Source organism: SAR86 cluster bacterium (genome assembly GCA_029268615.1).
GTDB lineage: Bacteria > Pseudomonadota > Gammaproteobacteria > Magnimaribacterales > Magnimaribacteraceae > JAQWNM01.
This window is the reverse complement of the sequence record JAQWNM010000010.1, coordinates 51,834-72,185: the sequence shown is the minus strand read 5'-3', so window position 1 is coordinate 72,185 and position 20,352 is coordinate 51,834. Positions and strand designations below refer to the sequence as shown.

At 31.6% G+C, this 20,352-nt stretch carries 20 protein-coding genes and 1 other RNA gene; 20 read left to right on the top strand and 1 reads right to left on the bottom strand.

The features are described 5' to 3' along the window. Window positions 1–20 precede the first annotated feature (20 nt). On the top strand, window positions 21–671 hold the full coding sequence (locus P8J93_04725; protein MDG2061104.1) for a glutathione S-transferase N-terminal domain-containing protein: 651 nt from the start codon (window positions 21–23) through the stop codon (window positions 669–671). Here the strand turns inward: P8J93_04725 and P8J93_04720 are convergent. Beyond that, window positions 661–1,686 carry a hypothetical protein gene (locus P8J93_04720; GenBank protein ID MDG2061103.1) on the bottom strand — a complete coding sequence of 342 codons (1,026 nt, stop codon included), beginning with the start codon at window positions 1,684–1,686 and terminating at the stop codon, window positions 661–663. The genes P8J93_04725 and P8J93_04720 overlap by 11 nt on opposite strands. Before the next feature lie 154 nt (window positions 1,687–1,840). On the opposite strand from P8J93_04720, the gene rsmI reads away from it, so the two are divergent. The 19 genes from rsmI (at window position 1,841) to rpsR (ending at window position 20,351) form a co-directional block, all read left to right on the top strand. Beyond that, the gene (gene rsmI / locus P8J93_04715) at window positions 1,841–2,677 is read left to right on the top strand and encodes a 16S rRNA (cytidine(1402)-2'-O)-methyltransferase (protein ID MDG2061102.1); all 837 of its coding nucleotides are present in this window, start codon (window positions 1,841–1,843) and stop codon (window positions 2,675–2,677) included. Between the two features lie 39 nt (window positions 2,678–2,716). Further along, an RNA gene (gene rnpB, locus P8J93_04710) (RNase P RNA component class A) lies at window positions 2,717–3,051 on the top strand. Between the two features lie 160 nt (window positions 3,052–3,211). Beyond that, window positions 3,212–3,691, top strand: coding sequence for a division/cell wall cluster transcriptional repressor MraZ (locus P8J93_04705; protein MDG2061101.1), 480 nt, complete (start codon window positions 3,212–3,214; stop codon window positions 3,689–3,691). Window positions 3,692–3,693: 2 nt separating this feature from the next. Continuing rightward, on the top strand, window positions 3,694–4,572 hold the full coding sequence (gene rsmH, locus P8J93_04700) for a 16S rRNA (cytosine(1402)-N(4))-methyltransferase RsmH (GenBank protein ID MDG2061100.1): 879 nt from the start codon (window positions 3,694–3,696) through the stop codon (window positions 4,570–4,572). Then, a complete protein-coding gene (locus tag P8J93_04695; GenBank protein MDG2061099.1) occupies window positions 4,569–4,853 on the top strand; it encodes a cell division protein FtsL in 285 nt (94 codons plus the stop codon). Before rsmH ends, P8J93_04695 begins: the two co-directional genes overlap by 4 nt. A 97-nt stretch (window positions 4,854–4,950) precedes the next feature. Continuing rightward, window positions 4,951–5,517, top strand: coding sequence for a hypothetical protein (locus P8J93_04690; protein ID MDG2061098.1), 567 nt, complete (start codon window positions 4,951–4,953; stop codon window positions 5,515–5,517). Window positions 5,518–5,547: 30 nt separating this feature from the next. Further along, window positions 5,548–6,777: a cell division protein FtsA gene (ftsA, locus tag P8J93_04685; GenBank protein ID MDG2061097.1), complete on the top strand. Its 1,230-nt coding sequence runs from the start codon at window positions 5,548–5,550 to the stop codon at window positions 6,775–6,777. An 18-nt stretch (window positions 6,778–6,795) separates the two neighbouring features. Continuing rightward, window positions 6,796–7,968, top strand: coding sequence for a cell division protein FtsZ (gene ftsZ, locus P8J93_04680; protein MDG2061096.1), 1,173 nt, complete (start codon window positions 6,796–6,798; stop codon window positions 7,966–7,968). Between the two features lie 8 nt (window positions 7,969–7,976). Next, entirely contained in the window at window positions 7,977–9,632 is a 1,656-nt protein-coding gene (locus P8J93_04675; protein MDG2061095.1) for a penicillin-binding protein 2, read from the top strand. Window position 9,633: 1 nt separating this feature from the next. Next, complete coding sequence (locus tag P8J93_04670; GenBank protein ID MDG2061094.1) at window positions 9,634–11,109, top strand: UDP-N-acetylmuramoyl-L-alanyl-D-glutamate--2,6-diaminopimelate ligase; 1,476 nt, start codon at window positions 9,634–9,636, stop codon at window positions 11,107–11,109. Then, the gene (gene murF, locus P8J93_04665; GenBank protein ID MDG2061093.1) at window positions 11,106–12,449 is read left to right on the top strand and encodes a UDP-N-acetylmuramoyl-tripeptide--D-alanyl-D-alanine ligase; all 1,344 of its coding nucleotides are present in this window, start codon (window positions 11,106–11,108) and stop codon (window positions 12,447–12,449) included. The genes P8J93_04670 and murF overlap by 4 nt, the downstream gene beginning before the upstream one ends. A 14-nt stretch (window positions 12,450–12,463) precedes the next feature. Then, on the top strand, window positions 12,464–13,546 hold the full coding sequence (gene mraY, locus P8J93_04660) for a phospho-N-acetylmuramoyl-pentapeptide-transferase (GenBank protein ID MDG2061092.1): 1,083 nt from the start codon (window positions 12,464–12,466) through the stop codon (window positions 13,544–13,546). A 3-nt stretch (window positions 13,547–13,549) separates the two neighbouring features. Continuing rightward, window positions 13,550–14,866: a UDP-N-acetylmuramoyl-L-alanine--D-glutamate ligase gene (gene murD / locus P8J93_04655; protein ID MDG2061091.1), complete on the top strand. Its 1,317-nt coding sequence runs from the start codon at window positions 13,550–13,552 to the stop codon at window positions 14,864–14,866. A gap of 6 nt (window positions 14,867–14,872) precedes the next feature. Beyond that, complete coding sequence (gene ftsW / locus P8J93_04650) at window positions 14,873–16,039, top strand: putative lipid II flippase FtsW (GenBank protein MDG2061090.1); 1,167 nt, start codon at window positions 14,873–14,875, stop codon at window positions 16,037–16,039. Further along, window positions 16,036–17,100 carry an undecaprenyldiphospho-muramoylpentapeptide beta-N-acetylglucosaminyltransferase gene (murG, locus tag P8J93_04645; protein ID MDG2061089.1) on the top strand — a complete coding sequence of 355 codons (1,065 nt, stop codon included), beginning with the start codon at window positions 16,036–16,038 and terminating at the stop codon, window positions 17,098–17,100. The genes ftsW and murG overlap by 4 nt, the downstream gene beginning before the upstream one ends. Next, window positions 17,081–18,475, top strand: coding sequence for a UDP-N-acetylmuramate--L-alanine ligase (gene murC, locus P8J93_04640; GenBank protein ID MDG2061088.1), 1,395 nt, complete (start codon window positions 17,081–17,083; stop codon window positions 18,473–18,475). The genes murG and murC overlap by 20 nt, the downstream gene beginning before the upstream one ends. After that, entirely contained in the window at window positions 18,447–19,421 is a 975-nt protein-coding gene (locus tag P8J93_04635) for a D-alanine--D-alanine ligase (GenBank protein ID MDG2061087.1), read from the top strand. Before murC ends, P8J93_04635 begins: the two co-directional genes overlap by 29 nt. 90 nt (window positions 19,422–19,511) lie before the next feature. Next, window positions 19,512–20,081, top strand: a complete 570-nt coding sequence (gene rpsF / locus P8J93_04630) for a 30S ribosomal protein S6 (GenBank protein ID MDG2061086.1) — start codon at window positions 19,512–19,514, stop codon at window positions 20,079–20,081. Window positions 20,082–20,093: 12 nt separating this feature from the next. Continuing rightward, entirely contained in the window at window positions 20,094–20,351 is a 258-nt protein-coding gene (rpsR, locus tag P8J93_04625) for a 30S ribosomal protein S18 (protein ID MDG2061085.1), read from the top strand. Window position 20,352 lies beyond the last annotated feature (1 nt).

Here is a 20,352-nt window from a genome sequence, read left to right as displayed (position 1 = left end):
TTAATTACTAAAATAAATTTATGGTATCAATAACTCAAAGAACCTCTATGGCCTTATATTCAGATCCAAATAGTCAATATAGCCACAGGGTAAGGATTGTTCTAGAAGAAAAAGGTCTATCTACAGAAATCATTAATATGGACATAGATAACGTAGACCCAGAGATTTTAGAAATAAACCCAAATGCAGAACCCCCTGTATTAATAGATAGGGATGTTTGTTTATATGATTCAACTGTACTAATGGAGTATCTTGAAGAAAGGTTTCCTCACCCTCCTTTAATGCCTGTTTATCCAGTGGTTAAGGCTATTTCTAGATTGTTCATCCTAAGACTTCAAAACGAGTGGTGTGATGACTTAGATGCTCTTATTGCCTCTAATCTATCTAGTTCAAAGTTATCAAAAACTAAGAAAGATCTGAAAGATAAAATCATCTCCGCAGCTCCAATTTTTGCAGATAAAAAATATTTCATGTCTGATGAATTCTCAATTGTGGATTGTTGTATAGCCCCTATTTTATGGAGATTACCTTTTGTTGGTATTGATATTTCAAAAGATAAGAAATCAAAACCAATATATGAATACATGCAAAGAGTATTTTCAAGAGATTCTTTTAAATCGAGCCTATCTGAGATAGAAGAAGAAATGAGGGATTTTTCCGCTAAGGTGTGATGACCTTAAATCTGTCTTGATTAATTTTAAGTAAAGGTCTTTTTCTTTCTATTGAAAGAGTTGAGTTTATTTTAAATTGCCCAGATAAGCCTAGGTAGGAGAATCTTCGCTTCGTACTTTTATTATTAATCAACAAATAGATTTCAAAAATATCAAAACCAGTAGCATACATCACCTTTTCTATGTCATTCCTATTAATTATATCTTCGTTTATAATATTTATAGGATATTCAAAGAGTGTGACCCCATTAAGATCTCGATTATTTAAGTTAAATTGATAATTATATTCTTGAGTATTTATGTAATAAATATTTAAGTCTTCAGAAAAATTATAAGCTATTGCAGGATTTATAGATTTTGCTTGATCTATGTTTGTATTTATAATTATGGAGTCTACATCAGACCTCCTTCTAGGAGAGAAGCCTAAATTTAAAGAAGTTTTGTACGAGAGAATTTTTTTTCTGTCAATACTTCTATCTATTGATAGCGATTCTGAAATTAGATTTTCATATGTTTTTGACTCTTCAAGTATACTAATTCTTTTTATATTACCTTTCAAAGATTTCCAGGAATCTTCAATATATGAATCTTCTTTTACATCCTGATTCTTAATTAATAAAATATCATTTGATTGTTGACTTCGGGCATAATTAAGAAAATCATACTCCTCTTTCTGTTTATCAAACGATATTTGATGAATCCAATTTTGTGATATCTCATTATCCTCATAGATAGAAACTAATAGACCTTTATCTCTAATTATTTCTCTTAAACATTTCTTCTTTAGTTCTGAATTATCTTTATTTAAATCTATAATTACAGGATAGCTTATTCTTGAAGTTTCTTTTTTACATACTTGGTTTTTTATCTGATCTTCAGTAATTCTTAAGAATAAAATTTCTGGATTATATAATTTTAGATTTGAATAATAATTATTTAGAAACCCTTGAATAATACTATCTTCAGGTTTTGTTAATTTAGATGTAAAAAAAATAACATTTATATTATTAGGCATTTTATCAAAATGATATTCAATTTGAGGTTCTTGGAATAATTTGCTGTCTCTATAAGAGTTGTCTTGATAATATGTATTAGACGCACAACTTAAAAAAGTTATCTTTATAACAATCAAAAAGAGATATTTAATATAGTTTTTCAAGATATTTTATATGTTAAGTGAATTAGGAACATTATATGTAGTAGCAACACCCATTGGCAATTTGGAAGATATAACTCTTAGGGGTATCAGCATATTAAGAAGTGTAGATATTTGCGCTGCAGAAGATACAAGAAATACAAAAAAACTTTTTTCTAATAAGAACATAAGCACAAAATTAATTTCTTATCATGATCATTCAAGCCCAAAAAAGATAGATAAATTAATACAATTTTTGACCCTAGGAAAAAGTATAGCATTAGTTTCTGATGCCGGTACGCCTTGTGTTTCTGATCCTGGTTATACGCTGATAAAGGCAGCTTTAGACTTTGGTATTAGAGTAATCCCTGTACCAGGTGTATCTTCAATTACAGCTATTTTAAGTGTAGCAGGCTTACCTGCTGATAGATTCATATTTCAAGGATTTGTACCAAGAAAAGGTAAGAAAAGGACGGAGTTACTATCAGATTTAAAGCATAATGATTTAAGCAGTATCTTTTTTGAGTCTGGGTTAAGGATAATTAAGTTATTAGAAGATATTAACTTTATTGATTCAACAAGGTCTTTAGTTTTAGGAAGAGAATTAACAAAAATACATGAGTGTTTATATAGAGGGACTGCTGAAGAATTAATTGACCTATTATCTCAAGATGATTATGGTCAAAAGGGTGAATTTGTATTATTGGTGCAAGGGGCTGAATTTATAGATGGAAATACAAAGGATCTTAGTAGTGAAGATTTAAGAGTTATCGAAATTTTATCATCAAGATTATCCAAAAAAGAAGCTCTGAGCTTGGCATCCGAAATACTTAGAATTAAAAAGAATAGACTATATAAGCAACTTATTTAAATACTTCTTAAAAAAACTCAACATGTTCTATAATGAAATTGAGTTAGCTAGGTAATCGCTCTTATTTTTTAAGAGAGGAAAGTCCGGGCTCCATAGAGCAAAGCGCCAGGTAACACCTGGGAGATGTAAGTCTACGGAAAGTGCAGCAGAAAATAAACCGCCGTAAAGGTAAGGGTGAAAAGGTGTGGTAAGAGCGCACCGCACAGATGGTAACATCTGATGGCAAGGTAAACCCCGCTTGGAGCAAGACCAAATAGAGATTCTAGAATGATGCTCTCATTGAATCTGGGTAGGTTGCTTGAGTCTTACGGTGACGTGAGATCTAGATGAATGATTATCCAAGACAGAACCCGGCTTATCGGCTAACTCAACCTTACTTTCTTAAACTTACATTTTTTTTTATTTATTAAGTGCAACCAAAAGGTTGACAAGCACTAGTATTTTTACATAAAGTGTACTGAAGTGTGTATAAGTGGAACAAAATTACATTACATTATCAAAAGATGTTTATGTATTTAGATATTAGAAATATAAATGACTTTAGGAATTTATGGGGCAAACACCCTAACTTTAGATGCAAAAGGGAGGATAGTGATCCCAGCAAAATACAGAGATTTACTTCGTTCTTCTTGCGAAGGGAGCTTGGTAATTACAAGAGATCCTCAATACCCTGCTTTAATAATATATCCAGGAAGATCATGGCAAGATGTGTCTTCAAAAATAGAAGCCTTAGGAGGCTTAAATAACAAAACTAGAGCAATTAAATGGAAGATCCTAGGCAATGCATCAGTAACAGACTTTGAGGTCTCTGAAAGGATGATTTTACTAATACCGCAACTTTTGAGAGATTACGCAAGTCTTAATTGTAAAGAACAGATATCTTTAGTAGGGATGGGTTCAAAATTTGAGTTATGGAGTGTTGATAATTGGAATAAAAAACAACAAGGCTTACAAGTAGAACATGAAGATTTATTATTAGATATGCCGTTGTCAGTAGAGGAAATTCCTTTTTAATAATGAAATTACACGAACCAGTTATGGTGACTGAAGTAATTAATAATTTATTAGTAGATAAATCTGGAAAATATGCTGATTGTACTTTTGGTTTAGGTGGACATTCTAAAGAAATCCTGAATAATTTATCTTCTAAAGCTAGACTATATGCTATTGATAGAGATCCATATTCGGCATCGTTAGCTTCTAAAATAGCTATATCAGATTCAAGAGTAGTAGTTATTAATGATACTTTTAGTAAGATCACTTCTCATATAAAGCCTTGTAGATTAAATGGAGCGCTATTAGATTTAGGGATATCATCCTTTCAATTAAATACCCCAGAAAGAGGGTTTAGTTTTCAGGAAGATGGACCTCTAGATATGAGAATGAATCCTTCTGAAGGAATTCCAGCTAGTCAGTGGTTAAATATTGCAAGTCAAAAAGAGATAGAAGAAGTTCTTTGGATGCTCGGCGAAGAAAGAGCATCTAGGAAGATAGCTAAAGCTATATGCAAGGAAAGAAGTAGAAATTCCTTTAAGAATACAAAGGACCTTGCAGATTTAATTTCATCTATTATCCCTAGGACATCAAAAAGGCATCCTGCTACTAATTCTTTTAGAGCAATTAGAATGTTTATAAATAAAGAAATAGAAGAATTAAGGATGGTTCTTGAAGCTATAGCTGAACTTTTGTTGCCAGGTGGCAGATTTGCAATTATAAGCTTTCATTCTATGGAAGATAGAATTGCAAAAAGGTTTATACAAGGAAAAGATAGGGAAGGATCTTCTTTTAAATTTAAATTAGTAGGAGGAAAACCCTTTAAACCAGAAAGATCAGAGGTAAGAAATAATCCTAGAGCAAGGAGTGCAATCCTTAGAATCGGTGAGAGGTTGGCATGACCAATGTAATAAAATTATATTTTTTTATTTATTTAGCAGGTGTTTTTGTATTTATATCTAGTCTGATAGTTATCATCCAAACTTATGAGTATAGGTCTTATTTTTCAGTCTTAGAGGAATTAAATGTAAAGAAAGGGCGATTAATTAGTGAGTTTAATTTTTTATCAGAAGAGATTGGTTATCTAAATAATCAAAATACCATTAATAAAGTTGCAAGAGAAGGCATGCAAATGAGGATTCCAAGAATGTCTAAGATAATAAGGGTGAAAATACAAAATTAAGATGAATAAATATTTTATTATTTTTTTATTCCTATTCATAATTACAAGTTGTTCTAGTTTCTCTTCGTCAGGACAATTTAAATTAGAAGACTTTAAGATGACCTCAAAGTACCCGTTAATTTCTGATGAGCAGTTTCTAGATAAAAAAATCCTAAGTTTTATTAATCTTAAAGATTCTACTCAGGAGAACTTTACGAATTTATTTTCTACTTCTTGGGTTAACAACTTAAGCTCTAGGAATAGATGGATGCAAAATCTAGAGGTAAAAATAAAAGAATATCAACCAACAGCTTATTGGAATAAAGATAGTTATTTAACCCAGTCAGGAATAATTATCTCACCTGATCGCACTTCCTTAGAATTAGACTTAGTGCAGTTATTTGGAGAGGAAAGTAAAAGATTTAAGTTGATAGATTTTTCAAGGAGATTGCAATTAGTCTTGATGAAAATTAATAAATCAGTAGAAACTCTTTCTTTAGAGAATGGTTATTTAAAAGCATTAACAAGTGATTCAACTTTAATATTCTTTGATTTTTATGAATTCCGAGGGCAGCTCAGACGTCTCGAGCAATTAATACAGTTTGAGCTCTCCTCAGGAAATAAGAAGAACCTTAAGAGGTTAGATTTCCGATATAAAAATGGTGTAGCAGTTTTATTTTCATAAACTATAACTTGAAATAAAAAGGGAGAAAAAATGAGTACAACAGCTGGAGGAGAAATGTTAGTAGGCTTAGATATAGGGACTTCTAAGATAGTTGTAATAGTAGCTGAAGCAAATCTTGATGATTCTATACAAATATTAGGAATCGGTTCTCATCCCTCTAAAGGTTTAAAAAATGGAGTGGTTGTTGATATTGAATCTACAACTCATGCTATCAAGAAGTCTCTACAAGAAGCAGAAAATATGTCAGGTTGTCATATATCCTCTTGTTATGTTGGCATCTCAGGTAGTCATATCAGAGGATTGAACTCTGAGGGAGTTGTGCCTATAAGAGACGGTGAAGTCAAATTTACTGATGTAGACAGGGTACTTGAGACCGCACAGGCTATGGCTATTCCAGCAGATCAAAGGTTACTTCATGTTTTGCCTAGAGATTACATAATAGATAAACAAAATGGCATAAAGGAACCCCTAGGAATGGCAGGTGCTCGATTAGAAGCAAAGGTTCATTTAGTTACTTGTAGTGAGAATTCTTCTCAAAATATCTATAAATGTGTAAAGGCATGTGGTCTAAATGTTGAAGGGTTTGTTCTAGAACAGCTTGCTTCAAGTTACTCAGTTTTAACTGAAGATGAGAGAGATCTAGGAGTATGCTTAATAGATATAGGAGGAGGAACTACAGATATAGCAGCTTTTACTGAAGGATCAATTTCTTATACTGATGTTATTCCTATAGCTGGAGATCATGTTACTAATGATGTAGCAGAAGCTCTAAGAACTCCTAGAACACAAGCAGAAGAGATAAAACAAAGATATGGTTGTGCCATAAGTTCATTAACAAGTTCTGATGAAGTAATGATGGTTTCAGGTGTGGGAGGAAGGCCTGAAAGAGAGTTATCAAGACAAGCTTTATCAGATGTTCTTGAAAGAAGATATGTTGAAATCTTAAGTATCGTCCAACAAAAATTAAATTTAAGTGGTTTTGATCAATTAATTCCAGCAGGGTTAGTACTTACAGGAGGAGCATCTAGAATAGAGGGAGCAGTAGAGTTAGCAGAAGAAGTTTTTCATGCGCCAGTCAGAATTGGTTCACCTCAGCTCTTTGATGGGTTTACTGAGATTTTAAGTAATCCAATATATGCAACATCCGTTGGCTTAGTTTTATTTGGTCATAAGCAACTCAAAGAAGACCATCTTAATTACATAAATAGAGACAAAAATATTATAACAAGAGTAGCACGTTGGTTTGGTGGAAATCTTTAAATCTAAAAGGAGATTAATATGAGTGACTGGGAAATATTGGATGATAATTTGGGAAAAGCAAAAATAAAAGTATTTGGCATAGGTGGAGGCGGAGGTAATGCAGTAAAACAAATGGTTGAACAAGGAATAGAGGGAGCTGATTTTATTTCAATAAATACTGACAAACAGGCTTTAGATGACAACCCATCATTACAAAAACTAATTTTAGGAGAAAGTATCACAAATGGCATGGGAGCAGGTACTGATCCGGAGGTTGGAAGACTAGCAGCATTAGAAGACAGAGATAGATTGAGAGAGTTAATTAAAGGTGCAGATATGGTGTTTATAGCAGCTGGAATGGGAGGTGGAACGGGAACAGGTGCTTCTCCTGTCGTAGCTCAAGTAGCCAAAGAGTTAGGAGCTTTAACAGTTGCAGTTGTAACAAAACCATTTGGTTTAGAAGGTAAGAAAAAGATGAAAATTGCTGAAGAAGGCATTACGTCCATGATTGAAGAGGTTGATTCATTGATAACTATACCTAATCAAAAATTATTAGAAGTTTTAGGAAAGGGTTGTACTATGTTAGAAGGTTTTCAGGCAGCTAATGATGTATTAGGAGGAGCTGTTAGAGGTATCTCAGATATTATAATAAAGCCAGGAATGATTAATGTTGATTTTGCAGATGTTAAAACAATTATGTCTGAAAAAGGAACTGCAATGATGGGCACAGGCTCCTCTTCAGGTCCTAATAGAGCAAAGGAAGCTGCTGAGCAAGCAGTAGGATCCAAACTATTAGAAGATATAAATCTAAAGGATGCGAAAGGTGTTTTGTTAAATATTACAGCTGGTCCTGATTTAACATTAGAAGAACTTGAAATTGCTGGAGATTGTATCCAAGGTTTTGCCTCCGAAGATGCCCTTATTGTCCCAGGAACAGTTATAGATCAAAATGCAGGAGAAACATTAACAGTTACTGTAGTAGCTACTGGTTTGAATTCTAATAAGAAGATGCAAAGAGTTTCCCCTATTCATAGTGCAGGAAATTTAATAGATAGCTCAAATCGACCTCCTTTAAGTGCAGCTGCTCAACAGATAATAGATAATAATTCTAATTCTGAAATACTCCATCAGAATATAAACAAAGAAGAAAATATTAATACAGAAGAGGATCTATTAGACATACCATCTTTTGTGAGAAATCAAATAGATTAGAATTAAGTATGTCGTCACATAGACTTGTCCTTTTTGAGGGAAGAAGTCTTTCCTTGAGAATATTCTTTATTACTTTATTAACTTTGCTGTTTATAAGGCTAATATACGTTCAGGTTTACGATTCAAATTTTTTAGATCGAACATCAGAAAATAGAATTACAGCTAAATATTCTATTAATGCACCTAGAGGGTCTATTCTAGATAGAAATGGTAAATATTTAGCATTAGATGTTGAGTCCTATACTCTTCAGGTTGACCTAGAAAATTTTGATCCAACTCCAAAAAAAATAAGCTCAGTTTTACACATCTTAAGAGAGGATGAAAAAAATTTTGCTAATAAAATTAGGAATAAAAAAGGTTTTATTCAAGTAAAAAGACATCTTACTTTAAAAGAAAAGATTGAAATTGAAAGACTTGGTATAAAAGGAATTTCACTATTAAGGGACTTAAAAAGGAGCTATCCACAAGGAGAAATTAGTGCCCATGCTGTTGGTATAACAGATATAGACAGAAATGGTCTTCAAGGTGCTGAAAAACTATTTGATAATTATATGAAGAGTACTTCAGGCAGCTTTAACGGTTCTAAAGATAGAGTTGGTAATAAACTTTATGGAATTAGAGTAGAACCTGAAAGAGGCAGGAATATAAATATGACTTTGGATATCAGGATACAGTCGATTGCTTATAATGAACTTAGATCTAGTGTCTTGAATCATGGAGCAAAATCTGGATCTATTATATTAGTAGACCCAATATCTTCAGAAATATTAGCTATGGCAAATTATCCTTCTTTTGAGCCATCAAATAGAAAAGAGTTATCTGATTTTTCATTATTAAGAAATAGATCAGCAATTGATTTATTTCAGCCAGGTTCAGTAATAAAACCTATAGCCATGGCCGCAGTAATAGATTTTAATAATTATGATGTTAGTAAAATTATTGATACATCTCCAGGTTGGATAGATTTTGGAGGGTATAGAACTGAAGATTATAGAGATTATGGGGAGCTTACTCTTTCAGAGATTATAGCTAGATCAAGCAATGTAGGAATGGTTAAGCTCTGTTCTAAAGTAGAAAAAGGTTTTATATATGAATATCTAGGTAAATTTGGCATTGGCAGTTATCCCGCTAGTATTTTAATTAATACTAGGGAAGGTTTTTTATCTTATACAGATGCAGTGACCCCAAGAGACAAAGTAAGTGCTTGTTATGGTTATGGAATGTCTGTTACGTCAATACATTTAGCTCAAGCTTATTCGATATTAGCATCTAATGGCATTTACAAGGAACTAACATTATTTAAAAATAATGAAGAAATGCCTTATTTTATTGAGAGTAAAAGAGTTATATCAGAAGAAACAGTAAATTTTATAAATGAAACACTTTATCAAGCTGTTAATAGTAATTTTGGGACTGCAAAAAGAGCTAGAATTAAAGCAATTTCTGTTTCCGGAAAAACTGGTACTGTAGAAAATATAGAGAATAATAAACAAGTATATTCAGCGATCTTTGCTGGCTTTGCCCCTTCTAAAAAACCTAAAATAGTAGCAATTGTAAGCTTGCATGGGCTTGAAGGAGAAATCCATTCAGGATCTTCTGTTGCCGCACCTCTTTTTTCTAGAGTAATGGAGCAATCGTTACATACTATTAACTCAGGAATTTAGCGTGACATCAAAAAATTCAAAAAAATTAAATGATTTTATGAAAGGTGTATCTTTACCTGAGGGTATGAATAAAAAAATAATAACAGGACTTTCCTTAGATAGCAGAAGAGTAAAGAAAGGAGATATATTTTTTGCTTTAAAAGGCAGTTCGCAAGATGGAAATAAATATATTAATGAAGCAATTACAAATGGAGCTAAATTAGTTTTTACAGATCAAAAAGAAAATATTAGAAATTCAAAAGTATTTTATCATCCAAAACTACGACAAAATTTAGGTTTAATTGCTTCTTCTTTTTATGATGAACCTTCCAAAAAACTAGATATTTTTTGTGCCACTGGTACAAATGGGAAGACTACTTATGTGGAGACATTATCAAAAATCTCTCAAAGAATTAGTTTAAAAACAGGTTATATAAGTACTATCAATAGTTGTATAAATGGAAAAAAAATAGAGATATCTAATCTAACTACACCAGATCCAATAACTATTCAGCAAACTTTAGGATTAATGGTGGATAATAATTGCTCTATTGTTTCTCTTGAGGCCTCTTCACATGGTATTTCTCAAAAGAGAATGGTAGGCACAAAAATTAAAGTTGCAGTTTTGACCAGTTTTTCTCAAGATCATTTGGATTATCATAAGACAATAGAGAGATATGCAAAAACAAAAAGGAGCTTATTTACTGAACATGATGTTGAATCCTGTCTGATAAATATAGATAGTGATTTTGGTCTTTCTCTATATCAAGATTTAGAAAAATTGCATAAAAAAGTTTATAGTATTTCCTTTCAAAAAGAAGCTAACTTTAAGATTAGTTTCTTGGCTACTGGTTCAAGAAAGATCAAAGTACGACTAGATAGTGATTTTGGTCAGATGAGATTTTATGTTAATACTTTCTCTCAAACGATAGCTTCAAATATTATTTTGGCCGTTTGTTCATTGCTAATAACTGGTGAACCTATAGATTTACTAGAAAAATCAGTAGAAGAGATTTCATTACCAGAGGGTCGTATGGATCTTATGGAAATTGGTTTACTCAATAATTGTATTATTGATTTTGCGCATACTCCAGAAGCTTTAGAAAATTGTTTAAAAGAGATAAGAAAAAGTTTTGAAGGTAATTTATGGTGTATTTTTGGTTGTGGAGGCGATAGAGATAAAACAAAAAGGAAAGAAATGGGAAAAATTGCTGAAAGGTATTCAGATAAGATAATTCTAACAAATGATAACCCAAGGTTTGAATCTCCAAAAAAAATATTAGATGATATTCTTACTGGGATAATTTCTAAAAAAGTTCATATAGAAGAAGATAGAAAAAAAGCAATAGAGTATGCCCTTAAACTTATACATTCTAGTAAAACAAAGAATAATTTATTGATAGCTGGAAAGGGGCATGAAAGATACCAAGAAATTGACGGAGAACATTTTGAGTTTAATGATAAAGAAGTGGTAACAAAAATATTTGAGAATCTATGATTCTAGGAAATAGTCTTCTAGATTTAGCTAATTTTGCTGAAGAAGAGCTTATAGGAGAGAATTCTAAATTTAAAAGTATCTCTATTGATACTAGGAAAATCAATAAAGGAGATATATATGTTTCTATCAAAGGTGTTAATTTTGACGGTGATGACTTTATAGATGAAGCTTTCTCAAAGGGTGCAATAGCTTGTATAACCGAAAAAAAACTTGATTCAAAAATAAGGCACATAACAGTAAAAGATACTCTTAATTTTTTAAAAGATCTCGGTGCTTACCAACGTAAATTATTTCTAGGTCAAGTTTTTTGTATTACTGGCAGTAATGGTAAGACCTCAACCAAAGACATATTAAGCCATATATTAGAAACTGAAGGAAGTACTCATAAAACTTTTGAGAATCAAAATAATCTTTTAGGACTTTCCCTTACCTTTTTAGGTTTGAAAGACCAAGATTTTCTTGTTGCTGAAATAGGTACAAATGCACCAGGAGAAATTATTGAGTTATCTTCTTTAGTTTATCCAGATATAGCTATTATTACTAATATAGGGTTGTCGCATGCAGAAGGTTTAGGGTCTTTAGAGGAAATAGCAATTGAAAAAAGTAATATGCTTTACTCACTAGGTCATAAAGGCATAGCGATATTGCCCAGAGATTCAGATTTTTATGATCTTTGGGCAACAAAATTTAAAGGAAATAAAATAATTACTTTCGGTGTTCACTCTGAATCTAATTTTAGAGTATCAGATATTCAAGTTGATCTGGCTAATTCAAAAACAAGTTTTACTTTATTCTATTTAGAGGAAAGTATAAATTGTATTATAAATACAATAGGGGAACATAATGCATTAAATGCAGCTGCTGCTTTAGCTGCGGTTCATTCTTCTGGATTAGATTTAAAAATAGCAACTAGACGTTTGGAGAGCGCAGTTTTTCCAAGCAGGAGATTGTCTGTTAAAAAAGGTTTTAAAGGTTCAATGATTATAGATGACTCATACAATGCAAATCCAGAATCAATGAAAGCAGCTTTGAAGGAGTTGGCAATAGATACAAGGAAGCATAAAGTGTTCATAGGTGGGCAGATGGCAGAATTAGGCCCCAAGGAAGCTATTTATCATCAAGAAATTCTCCACTTTGCAGATAATATAGTTGATGAGATATGGTGTATTGGTGATTTATGGAAGCAAGAAATTAATTTAAAAAATAGCTCTTTGAAAATTTTCAGTAATAGCACTGAATTGCTTGATTATGCTTTTAAGCATATTTCTAGGGATTGGATTATTCTTTTGAAAGGTTCTCGTTCTTCTGCAATAGATCAAATAGCTGATAATTTACAATAAAGTAAGGAATAAATATGTTGTTACCTGTTTTTGATTATCTGTCGGACTTTTATGGTCCTTTTCGTGTATTTGAATATTTGTCCTTAAGGGCAATTTGTTCAACCCTTACAGCGCTTTTATTCTCTTTATTTCTTGGACCAAGATTTATTAATAGCATGAGATCGAACAATGTAGAACAAGTTGTTAGAGATGATGGACCTTCTTCACATTTTGATAAAAGAGGCACTCCTACAATGGGAGGAACTTTGATATTGGCATCAATAGTCTTTAGTTGCCTTTTGTGGGGAGATATTTTTAATAAATATTTATGGGTAGTTCTATATGTGATTGTCTTATTTGGAGCTTTAGGTTGGTATGATGATTTTTTAAAAATAAAGAAAAGAAATAGCAAAGGAGTCTCAGCAAAATCTAAGATATTTTGGCAGTTAATTATTTCATTAAGTGTAGCTTCATTTTTATTTTTTTCTGCAGAATCTCTTAGTGAAACTTCATTCATCTTTCCTTTTTTTAAAGAAATATCTTTATATTTAGGTATGGCTTTTATAGTTATATCAAGTTTAGTAATTTTAGGAACTAGCAATGCTGTAAATCTGACTGATGGGTTAGATGGCTTAGCTATTTTGCCTTGTGTAATGGTTGCAGGGGGTCTAGGTATCATAGGTTATGCTGCAGGGAATGTCTTTTATTCAGATTATCTTAATATACCTTTCTTAAATGGGACGGGTGAAGTCTTAGTAATTTGTGGTGCTATTATGGGATCTGGTCTCGGATTCCTATGGTTTAATACTTATCCAGCTCAAGTTTTTATGGGAGATGTGGGCTCTTTATCACTTGGAGCAGCTTTAGGAGCTATTGCCGTGATTATAAGACATGAATATATTCTTATAATCATGGGAGGTTTATTTGTTATTGAAGCTCTTTCAGTAATAGTACAGGTTATTTCTTTTAGATTAACTGGCAATAGGATATTTAGAATGGCTCCACTTCATCATCATTTTGAACTCAAAGGTTGGCCGGAACCAAGAGTTATCGTTAGATTTTGGATTATAACTTTTATGCTAGTTCTTCTAGGTTTAGCCATGCTGAAGCTTCGTTAAAGTATGAAACAAGATAAACCTTATCTTGTTTTAGGTTTAGGTAAGACAGGGGCTTCAGTTGCTGATTATCTCCATTCCTTAGGCAAAGATTTTTATATATATGATGATCATCTTGAACCTAGCGGATTATTATCAGTAAAGGATATAGTCAATAAGGAAAAAATATTATTAAGAAAATTTAATTTAAAATTATTATCTAACTTTTCTAAATTAATAGTAAGTCCGGGAATAAAACCAAGTCATGCAATACTGATCGAAGCTTTTAGGTTGAAATTGCCAGTCATAACTGATTTTGACATTTTTTTTCGTCAAAATTCCTCTTTAGTCATTTTAGTAACAGGCACCAATGGTAAAACAACAGTAGTTAGTATGCTTGAGAAAGTCTTAAAGGCTAGATTTGGCAGAGATAATGTTCAGGCTGGAGGGAATATAGGCACTCCTGTTTTAGATTTATTAAAAAAGGAAGCCAAGATTAATATTCTAGAAATCTCTAGCTTTCAATTAGAGCTTACTGAGCATATTTACTCAGATATAAGTTTACTTTTAAACTTAGAAGAAGATCATCTTGATTGGCATGGGAGTATTGAGGCATATCAGAAAGCAAAAAAAAGAGTTTTTGAAAAAACTAGTTTCCCTATATTAGAAAGCCAATTAATTCTAGAAGAGATTCAAGGCATAGATTTCAATAACTATTTATTTGATTTCTTTCCTCTTATTGATCAAGGAATAAATTCACTATGGCCTGATCACTTAAAATCAAATTTATTAGCCACTTTAACAGTTCTATTTTTTGTTGAGAAACTAAACGATCAATCTATTGCATTGCAAGATGTTAAAAGGGTTAGAAGTATTCTTGATTTTGGCCTTAAGGAATTGAGGGATTTTTCTTTACTTCCACATAGATTTGAGATGATTGGTTCTATTGAAGATGTAATTTTCATAAATGATTCTAAATCAACTAATATTAGTTCTTCAATTGCTGCTATTAAGTCAGTTGAGAATTTGTATAACACAAATAATATACATCTAATTTTTGGAGGAGATGCAAAATCTCAAGATTTTAATAACTTAAAGTATATTTCTCAGAATAAAGTCAAGAAAGTATATTTATTTGGTAAAGATGCAGATAAATTAAATGACTATTTTAGTAAAATAGTCGAAACAGACCTTTCAGAAGACTTAGAAGGCGCCACTAATCGTGCTCAATCCTGCTCTTTTCCTGGAGATGTAATACTTCTTTCACCCGGTTGTTCTAGTTTAGATATGTATGAGAACTATATTCAGAGAGGGATAGAATTTAAAAGAATTCTAGGACTGTAAAAATTTATGCGGAAAAGAATTCATTTCATAGATCTAGATAAAATAGATTTTGTAATAATTTCTCTTTTTATCACTCTAACCAGTTGTGGCCTTTTAGCAATTGCATCATCTTCTATTACTTATTCTGATTTATCTAGTAGTAGCTCTTTAGACTTTTTAATAAAACAATCAGTTCATTTAATTATTGGCTTAGTTGCCTTATTTATTATTTTATCTATAAAGATTTCATTTTGGGAAAAAACAGATCGAGTTTTTCTTGCAACTGGTATTTTCCTTTTAGTTCTTGTTCTTATTCCGTCAATAGGCACAGAGGTTAATGGAGCTAGTAGATGGATTAGGTTTGGTTCTTTTAGTTTGCAACCATCCGAGATTATGAAATTCATCTCTATCATTTATATTTCAGGATATTCCGCTAGAAGATTAACAGAATTAAGGAATAAGATTTTAGGATTTATGAAACCAGCATTTTTAATAGTTTTGGTAACTTTATTAATTCTACTACAACCGGATTTAGGATCGTCAGCTGTTCTTTTTTTGACAGTGCTAGGGATATTATTTGTTGCAGGAGTTCCTTTGATGCAATTTATGGTAATTATTTCATTAGGCTTTACAGCTTTATTTTCTCTTATTATCTTTGTGCCATGGAGATGGGAAAGAGTAATTAGCTTTATGGATCCTTGGAATGATAAATTTGATACAGGCTACCAATTAACTCAATCCTTAATGGCTATTGGCAGAGGAGACTGGTTTGGTAAGGGAATAGGAGAAAGCGTTATAAAAATGGGTTATTTACCAGAAGCTCACACTGATTTTATTTTTTCAATTATAGTTGAAGAAATGGGATTAATTTTTGCTTTATTCTTAATTTTACTTTTGTTTATATTGGTTTTTCGGTGTTTTAGAATAGCAAATGATTCTAAACAGAAAGGATTATTTTTTTCTTCATTTATATCTTACGGAGTGGGAATTTTAATTGGATTACATACCTTTATAAATGTTGGAGTTGCATCTGGATTACTTCCCACGAAAGGATTAACTCTTCCATTCATTAGTTATGGAGGCAATAATCTTATCGTGATGTGTGCTTTATTAGGTTTAATTTTAAGAATAGATTATGAGAACAAAGAATCTATGCCATCTCAAAAAATAATTAGGAAAGCAACTTATCTATGAAAGTTTTGATAGTGGCATCTGGAACAGGCGGACACGTTTACCCTGCTTTAAGTATCGCTCAAGAATTCTCTAAAACCTCTGCAAGAATTTTTTGGATTGGATCTAGAGGCTCTTTAGAGGAAAAATTAGCTTTAAAAGAAGAGTTTACTTTTTTTCACCATACTTCATTTGGCTTTAGAGGTAAAAATATTTTTTTAAAATTGTATTCGATTCTTTATCTCATTATCTCTTTTTTTAAATCTTTAAATTTAGTAAATAAAATAAGACCTGATTTTGTTTTTTCTACTGGAAACTATTCTAGCTTAGGTCCTTGTTTTGCAGCCTTTGTTCTAAGGGTTCCTTTCTTTATTCATGAACAAAATATTGTTCCTGGTTCTGCTAATAAGTTATTAGAGCCTTTTTCTAAAATTGTTTTTGAAGGTTTTAACGGCTCTTTTACTAGCTCCGATAAGGTAAAATATGTTGGCAATCCTGTAAGAAATATTTTTAATTCAAAAAATAATACTCCTACTATATTTGATGAAAAGAAATTTAGGATCTTAATATTAGGAGGTAGTCAAGGATCTAATAATCTAAATGAAATAGCATTTAATGCTTTAAGCCATTTAAAATATAAAGAATTATTTTTTATTCACCATCAATCTGGAAATCAAGGTAAAGAAGTTTTAGAGGCCCAATACAGATCTGCAGGGATGAGTTTTCATGTGGAAGATTTTATTGAGAATATTTGTCAAGCTATGGTTGATGCAGATCTTATTATTTCTAGATCAGGCGCTATGGCAATCACAGAAATAGCCCATCTAGGAAAGCCTTCCATTCTTCTTCCTTTGCCTTGGTCTATTGATGACCATCAATTTAAAAATGCTAAATATATGAAAGATTTAGGAGGAGCAATAGTGATATGGAAAAGAAATTTGGAGAAGAAAATTCAAGTAAATATAGAAGAACTGGTAAATGATAAAGTATTGCTAGAAGAAATAGGAAAGTCAGCTAAACTGGCTTTTTTGCCCGGGTCGGCTAAGAAAATTTACAACGAAATAAATGCATTATTCAAAAAGTAGATTAAACCTTATTCATTTTATTGGTATAGGCGGAAGTGGTATGTGTGGTATCGCAGAAGTATTATTCAACCTAGGCTATAAGGTTACCGGGTCTGATGAAACTGAATCAGAGGCTACTAAGAGGTTGAAGTCTTTGGGCATTGATGTCTTTATTGGACATTCTCGTAAAAATATTGTCAATGTAGATTTGGTAGTTATTTCTACTGCAATAAGTTCAGAAAATATAGAACTCAAAGAAAGTTTAAGAAGAAATATTCCAATAATGAAAAGAGCAGAAATGTTGGCTGGTTTGATGAATCTTAAATATGGAATAGCGGTAGCAGGTACCCATGGAAAAACTACTTCCACAAGTATTCTCTCTGCAATTTTTACAGAAGCTGATTTAGACCCTACTTTTATTATTGGTGGAAAATTAAATATCTACGATATCAATGCAAAATTGGGCCAAGGTAAATATTTAATAGTGGAAGCAGATGAAAGTGATCAATCTTTTTTAGAACTTCAACCAAGCTCAATAATTCTTACAAATATAGATGGCGATCACCTTATAAACTATGCGGGTGACATTAAAAACTTAGAACAAGCCTTCATTAAGTTTATCAAGAAATTACCTTTTGATGGTTTGGTAGTTGCTTGTGGGGATGATCCGTCTGTGAAAAGGTTAAAGAAGGATTTTGGCAGACCTACTGTCACTTATGGCTTCAATGAAGAAAATGACTATGTCATAGAAGAAGTTGATGATTCTATACATCCTTCCTATTTTTCTTTATTTCGAGATGGAAAGATCATTTTTTCTTCTGGCTTAAACATAATTGGAAGGCATAATATTCTTAATGCAGTAGCCTCTGCAGTTATATCTTTTGAAGAAGGTATAGATAATAAGATTATAAAAAATGCTCTAGAGAATTTTCAAGGAGTAGCAAGACGAATGGAACTTAAAGGTGAACTTAAGATTAAAAAATATTCTCTAGATCTTATTGATGATTATGGTCATCACCCTACAGAAATTAATGAGATTCTAAAGACTGTTAAATCTAAATGGCCTTCTAAAAAGGTAGTGATGATCTTTCAGCCACATCGTTATACTAGAACCAAAGATATGATGGACGAATTTATAGATGTTTTATCAAAGGTAGATCATTTAATTTTGATGGATATATATTCGGCTGGAGAATCCGAAGTAAAAGGAATTAATAGTATGGTTATGGCAAAAAGGCTAAATAAATTAAATTTAAATAAAACTAACTTTGTTTCTGATGGATTTGGTGCAATGGATTTTTTACTAAACATAAATTTAGAGGATTCAGTTTTGATTACTCAAGGCGCTGGAGATATTGGTCTTTTAAGTGAAAATCTATCAAAAACATATGGATAAATTAGCTTCACTAAGACAAAAGAACATCGCAGTCTTTATGGGCGGATGGTCTTCTGAAAGAGAAATATCATTAAATTCTGGTAATTTAGTCTTAGAATCTTTGTCTAGGATGGGCTTGAAAGCTAGTCGTATAGATCTTAAGTCGGTAGAAGATAGCCAAAATAATTTTAATAATTTTAATCTAGTTTTCAATGCATTACATGGAATTGGTGGAGAAGATGGATTTATTCAATCAATTTTAGAAAAATCTAAAATTAATTATACTGGCAGTGATTCTGTTTCAAGTAGAATCTCTTTGAATAAGATAGAAACAAAGAAGATCTGGAGAGATTTAGAGCTACCTACCGCTGACTTTGTAGAGATTAAAGATATTAAGTTGCCAAATATGGAATTAAACCAATTTATTTCAGGTTCTGAAGAAATAACTTCTTTGAATAAATCTTTTGTTGTAAAGCCAGCTAGAGAAGGTTCTAGTTTTGGAATATCAATTGTTCATCCTAACGAAGGAACATTAGAGGAATCTTTAGAATTAGCTTCTGAATTTGATAAAGATATCTTGGTTGAGGCTTTTATTGAAGGTATAGAAATGACAGTTGGAATTTTAGGGAATAAGGCGCTGACACCATTTACAATTATTCCTAGTAATAAGTTTTATGATTATCAGTCTAAATATATAAGTAATAAAACTATTTATAAGCCTTCTCAATTATCAACTAAAAAGATAAAAGAAATCCAAGATTTATCTTTAAAAGCTTTTCAGTCTCTAGGATGTTCAGGATGGGGAAGGGTAGACTTTATACAGGATTTAGATGGTAATTTTCAACTTTTAGAGGTAAATACAGTCCCTGGTCTTACTCCAACAAGTTTAGTTCCCAAAGCAGCTTTGTCTTCTGGCTTAAATTTCGATGATTTAATTATCGAAATTATTAGATCAAGTGAAAGTTGAATTTATTGATTTAATTAAAAAACTCCCATACAATGCCTCGCTATTCCTTGCCTATTGCACAGTCTATAGGCTACTAACCATAAGGACAAAATGAGAAATTACGAAATTATTTTTATCATCCATCCAGATCAAGCAGATCAAGCCTCTTCTTTTATTGAAAAGTTTTCAAATCAAGTAAAAGCTACAAAAGGTTTAATACATAGAGTAGAAGATATTGGATTACGAAAACTTGCATATCCAATACAGGATCAATATAAGGGTGGCTATGTTCTGATGAATGTAGAATGTGACCAAGTTACAATAGATGAAATTAAATCTTCTTTTAAGTTTGATGATTCTATAATTAGAGATCTTATCCTTATAAAAGGTAGTCCAGAATCAGGACAATCAGCTTTATTGAAAGTAACAAAGATTGATTCAGAAAAAGAAAAAGAAAAAGAATCATATGAAAGAGAGAAATCAGTTTCAAATGTGCCCAAAGATAAGGCTTCCTTAATAAAGAAAGAGACGGTCATAGATAAAGATATTGGAGATTCTAAGTCATCAGAGGAAAATGTTGAAGATAAGAAAACAGAGGATTCTGAAAAGGAAGAAATTAAAGAAGTTAGAACAGAATTAGATGATAAAAAAACAGAAGATTCCGGAGAAAAGAACTCTTAAAAGGAGTATAGAATGGCTAAAAAGAAAATAATTAAAAAAAGAAGGCCTCAGGAGGTCAGAAATACCTTTTGTAAATTTACAAGGATGGGAATTACTGAAATAGATTATAAAGATGTCCACCTTTTACAAGAATTTATAACTGAAACAGGTAAAATTATGCCTGCAAGAATTACAGGAACAAAGGCAAAATTTCAGAGACAATTATCAATAGCAGTCAAAAGAGCTAGGCATCTTTCTTTACTTCCTTATACAGACTCTCACTTTAAATAAA

Coding starts and splice junctions, on each gene's coding strand:
- rsmI (MDG2061102.1), top strand. CDS start 1,841: ATGTTAAGTGAATTAGGAACATTATATGTAGTAGCAACACCCATTGGC.
- P8J93_04690 (MDG2061098.1), top strand. CDS start 4,951: ATGACCTCAAAGTACCCGTTAATTTCTGATGAGCAGTTTCTAGATAAA.
- P8J93_04725 (MDG2061104.1), top strand. CDS start 21: ATGGTATCAATAACTCAAAGAACCTCTATGGCCTTATATTCAGATCCA.
- mraY (MDG2061092.1), top strand. CDS start 12,464: ATGTTGTTACCTGTTTTTGATTATCTGTCGGACTTTTATGGTCCTTTT.
- ftsW (MDG2061090.1), top strand. CDS start 14,873: ATGCGGAAAAGAATTCATTTCATAGATCTAGATAAAATAGATTTTGTA.
- murF (MDG2061093.1), top strand. CDS start 11,106: ATGATTCTAGGAAATAGTCTTCTAGATTTAGCTAATTTTGCTGAAGAA.
- P8J93_04720 (MDG2061103.1), bottom strand. CDS start 1,686: ATGCCTAATAATATAAATGTTATTTTTTTTACATCTAAATTAACAAAA.
- murD (MDG2061091.1), top strand. CDS start 13,550: ATGAAACAAGATAAACCTTATCTTGTTTTAGGTTTAGGTAAGACAGGG.
- rsmH (MDG2061100.1), top strand. CDS start 3,694: ATGAAATTACACGAACCAGTTATGGTGACTGAAGTAATTAATAATTTA.
- rpsF (MDG2061086.1), top strand. CDS start 19,512: ATGAGAAATTACGAAATTATTTTTATCATCCATCCAGATCAAGCAGAT.
- ftsA (MDG2061097.1), top strand. CDS start 5,548: ATGAGTACAACAGCTGGAGGAGAAATGTTAGTAGGCTTAGATATAGGG.
- P8J93_04705 (MDG2061101.1), top strand. CDS start 3,212: ATGACTTTAGGAATTTATGGGGCAAACACCCTAACTTTAGATGCAAAA.
- murC (MDG2061088.1), top strand. CDS start 17,081: ATGCATTATTCAAAAAGTAGATTAAACCTTATTCATTTTATTGGTATA.
- P8J93_04695 (MDG2061099.1), top strand. CDS start 4,569: ATGACCAATGTAATAAAATTATATTTTTTTATTTATTTAGCAGGTGTT.
- rpsR (MDG2061085.1), top strand. CDS start 20,094: ATGGCTAAAAAGAAAATAATTAAAAAAAGAAGGCCTCAGGAGGTCAGA.
- P8J93_04675 (MDG2061095.1), top strand. CDS start 7,977: ATGTCGTCACATAGACTTGTCCTTTTTGAGGGAAGAAGTCTTTCCTTG.
- murG (MDG2061089.1), top strand. CDS start 16,036: ATGAAAGTTTTGATAGTGGCATCTGGAACAGGCGGACACGTTTACCCT.
- ftsZ (MDG2061096.1), top strand. CDS start 6,796: ATGAGTGACTGGGAAATATTGGATGATAATTTGGGAAAAGCAAAAATA.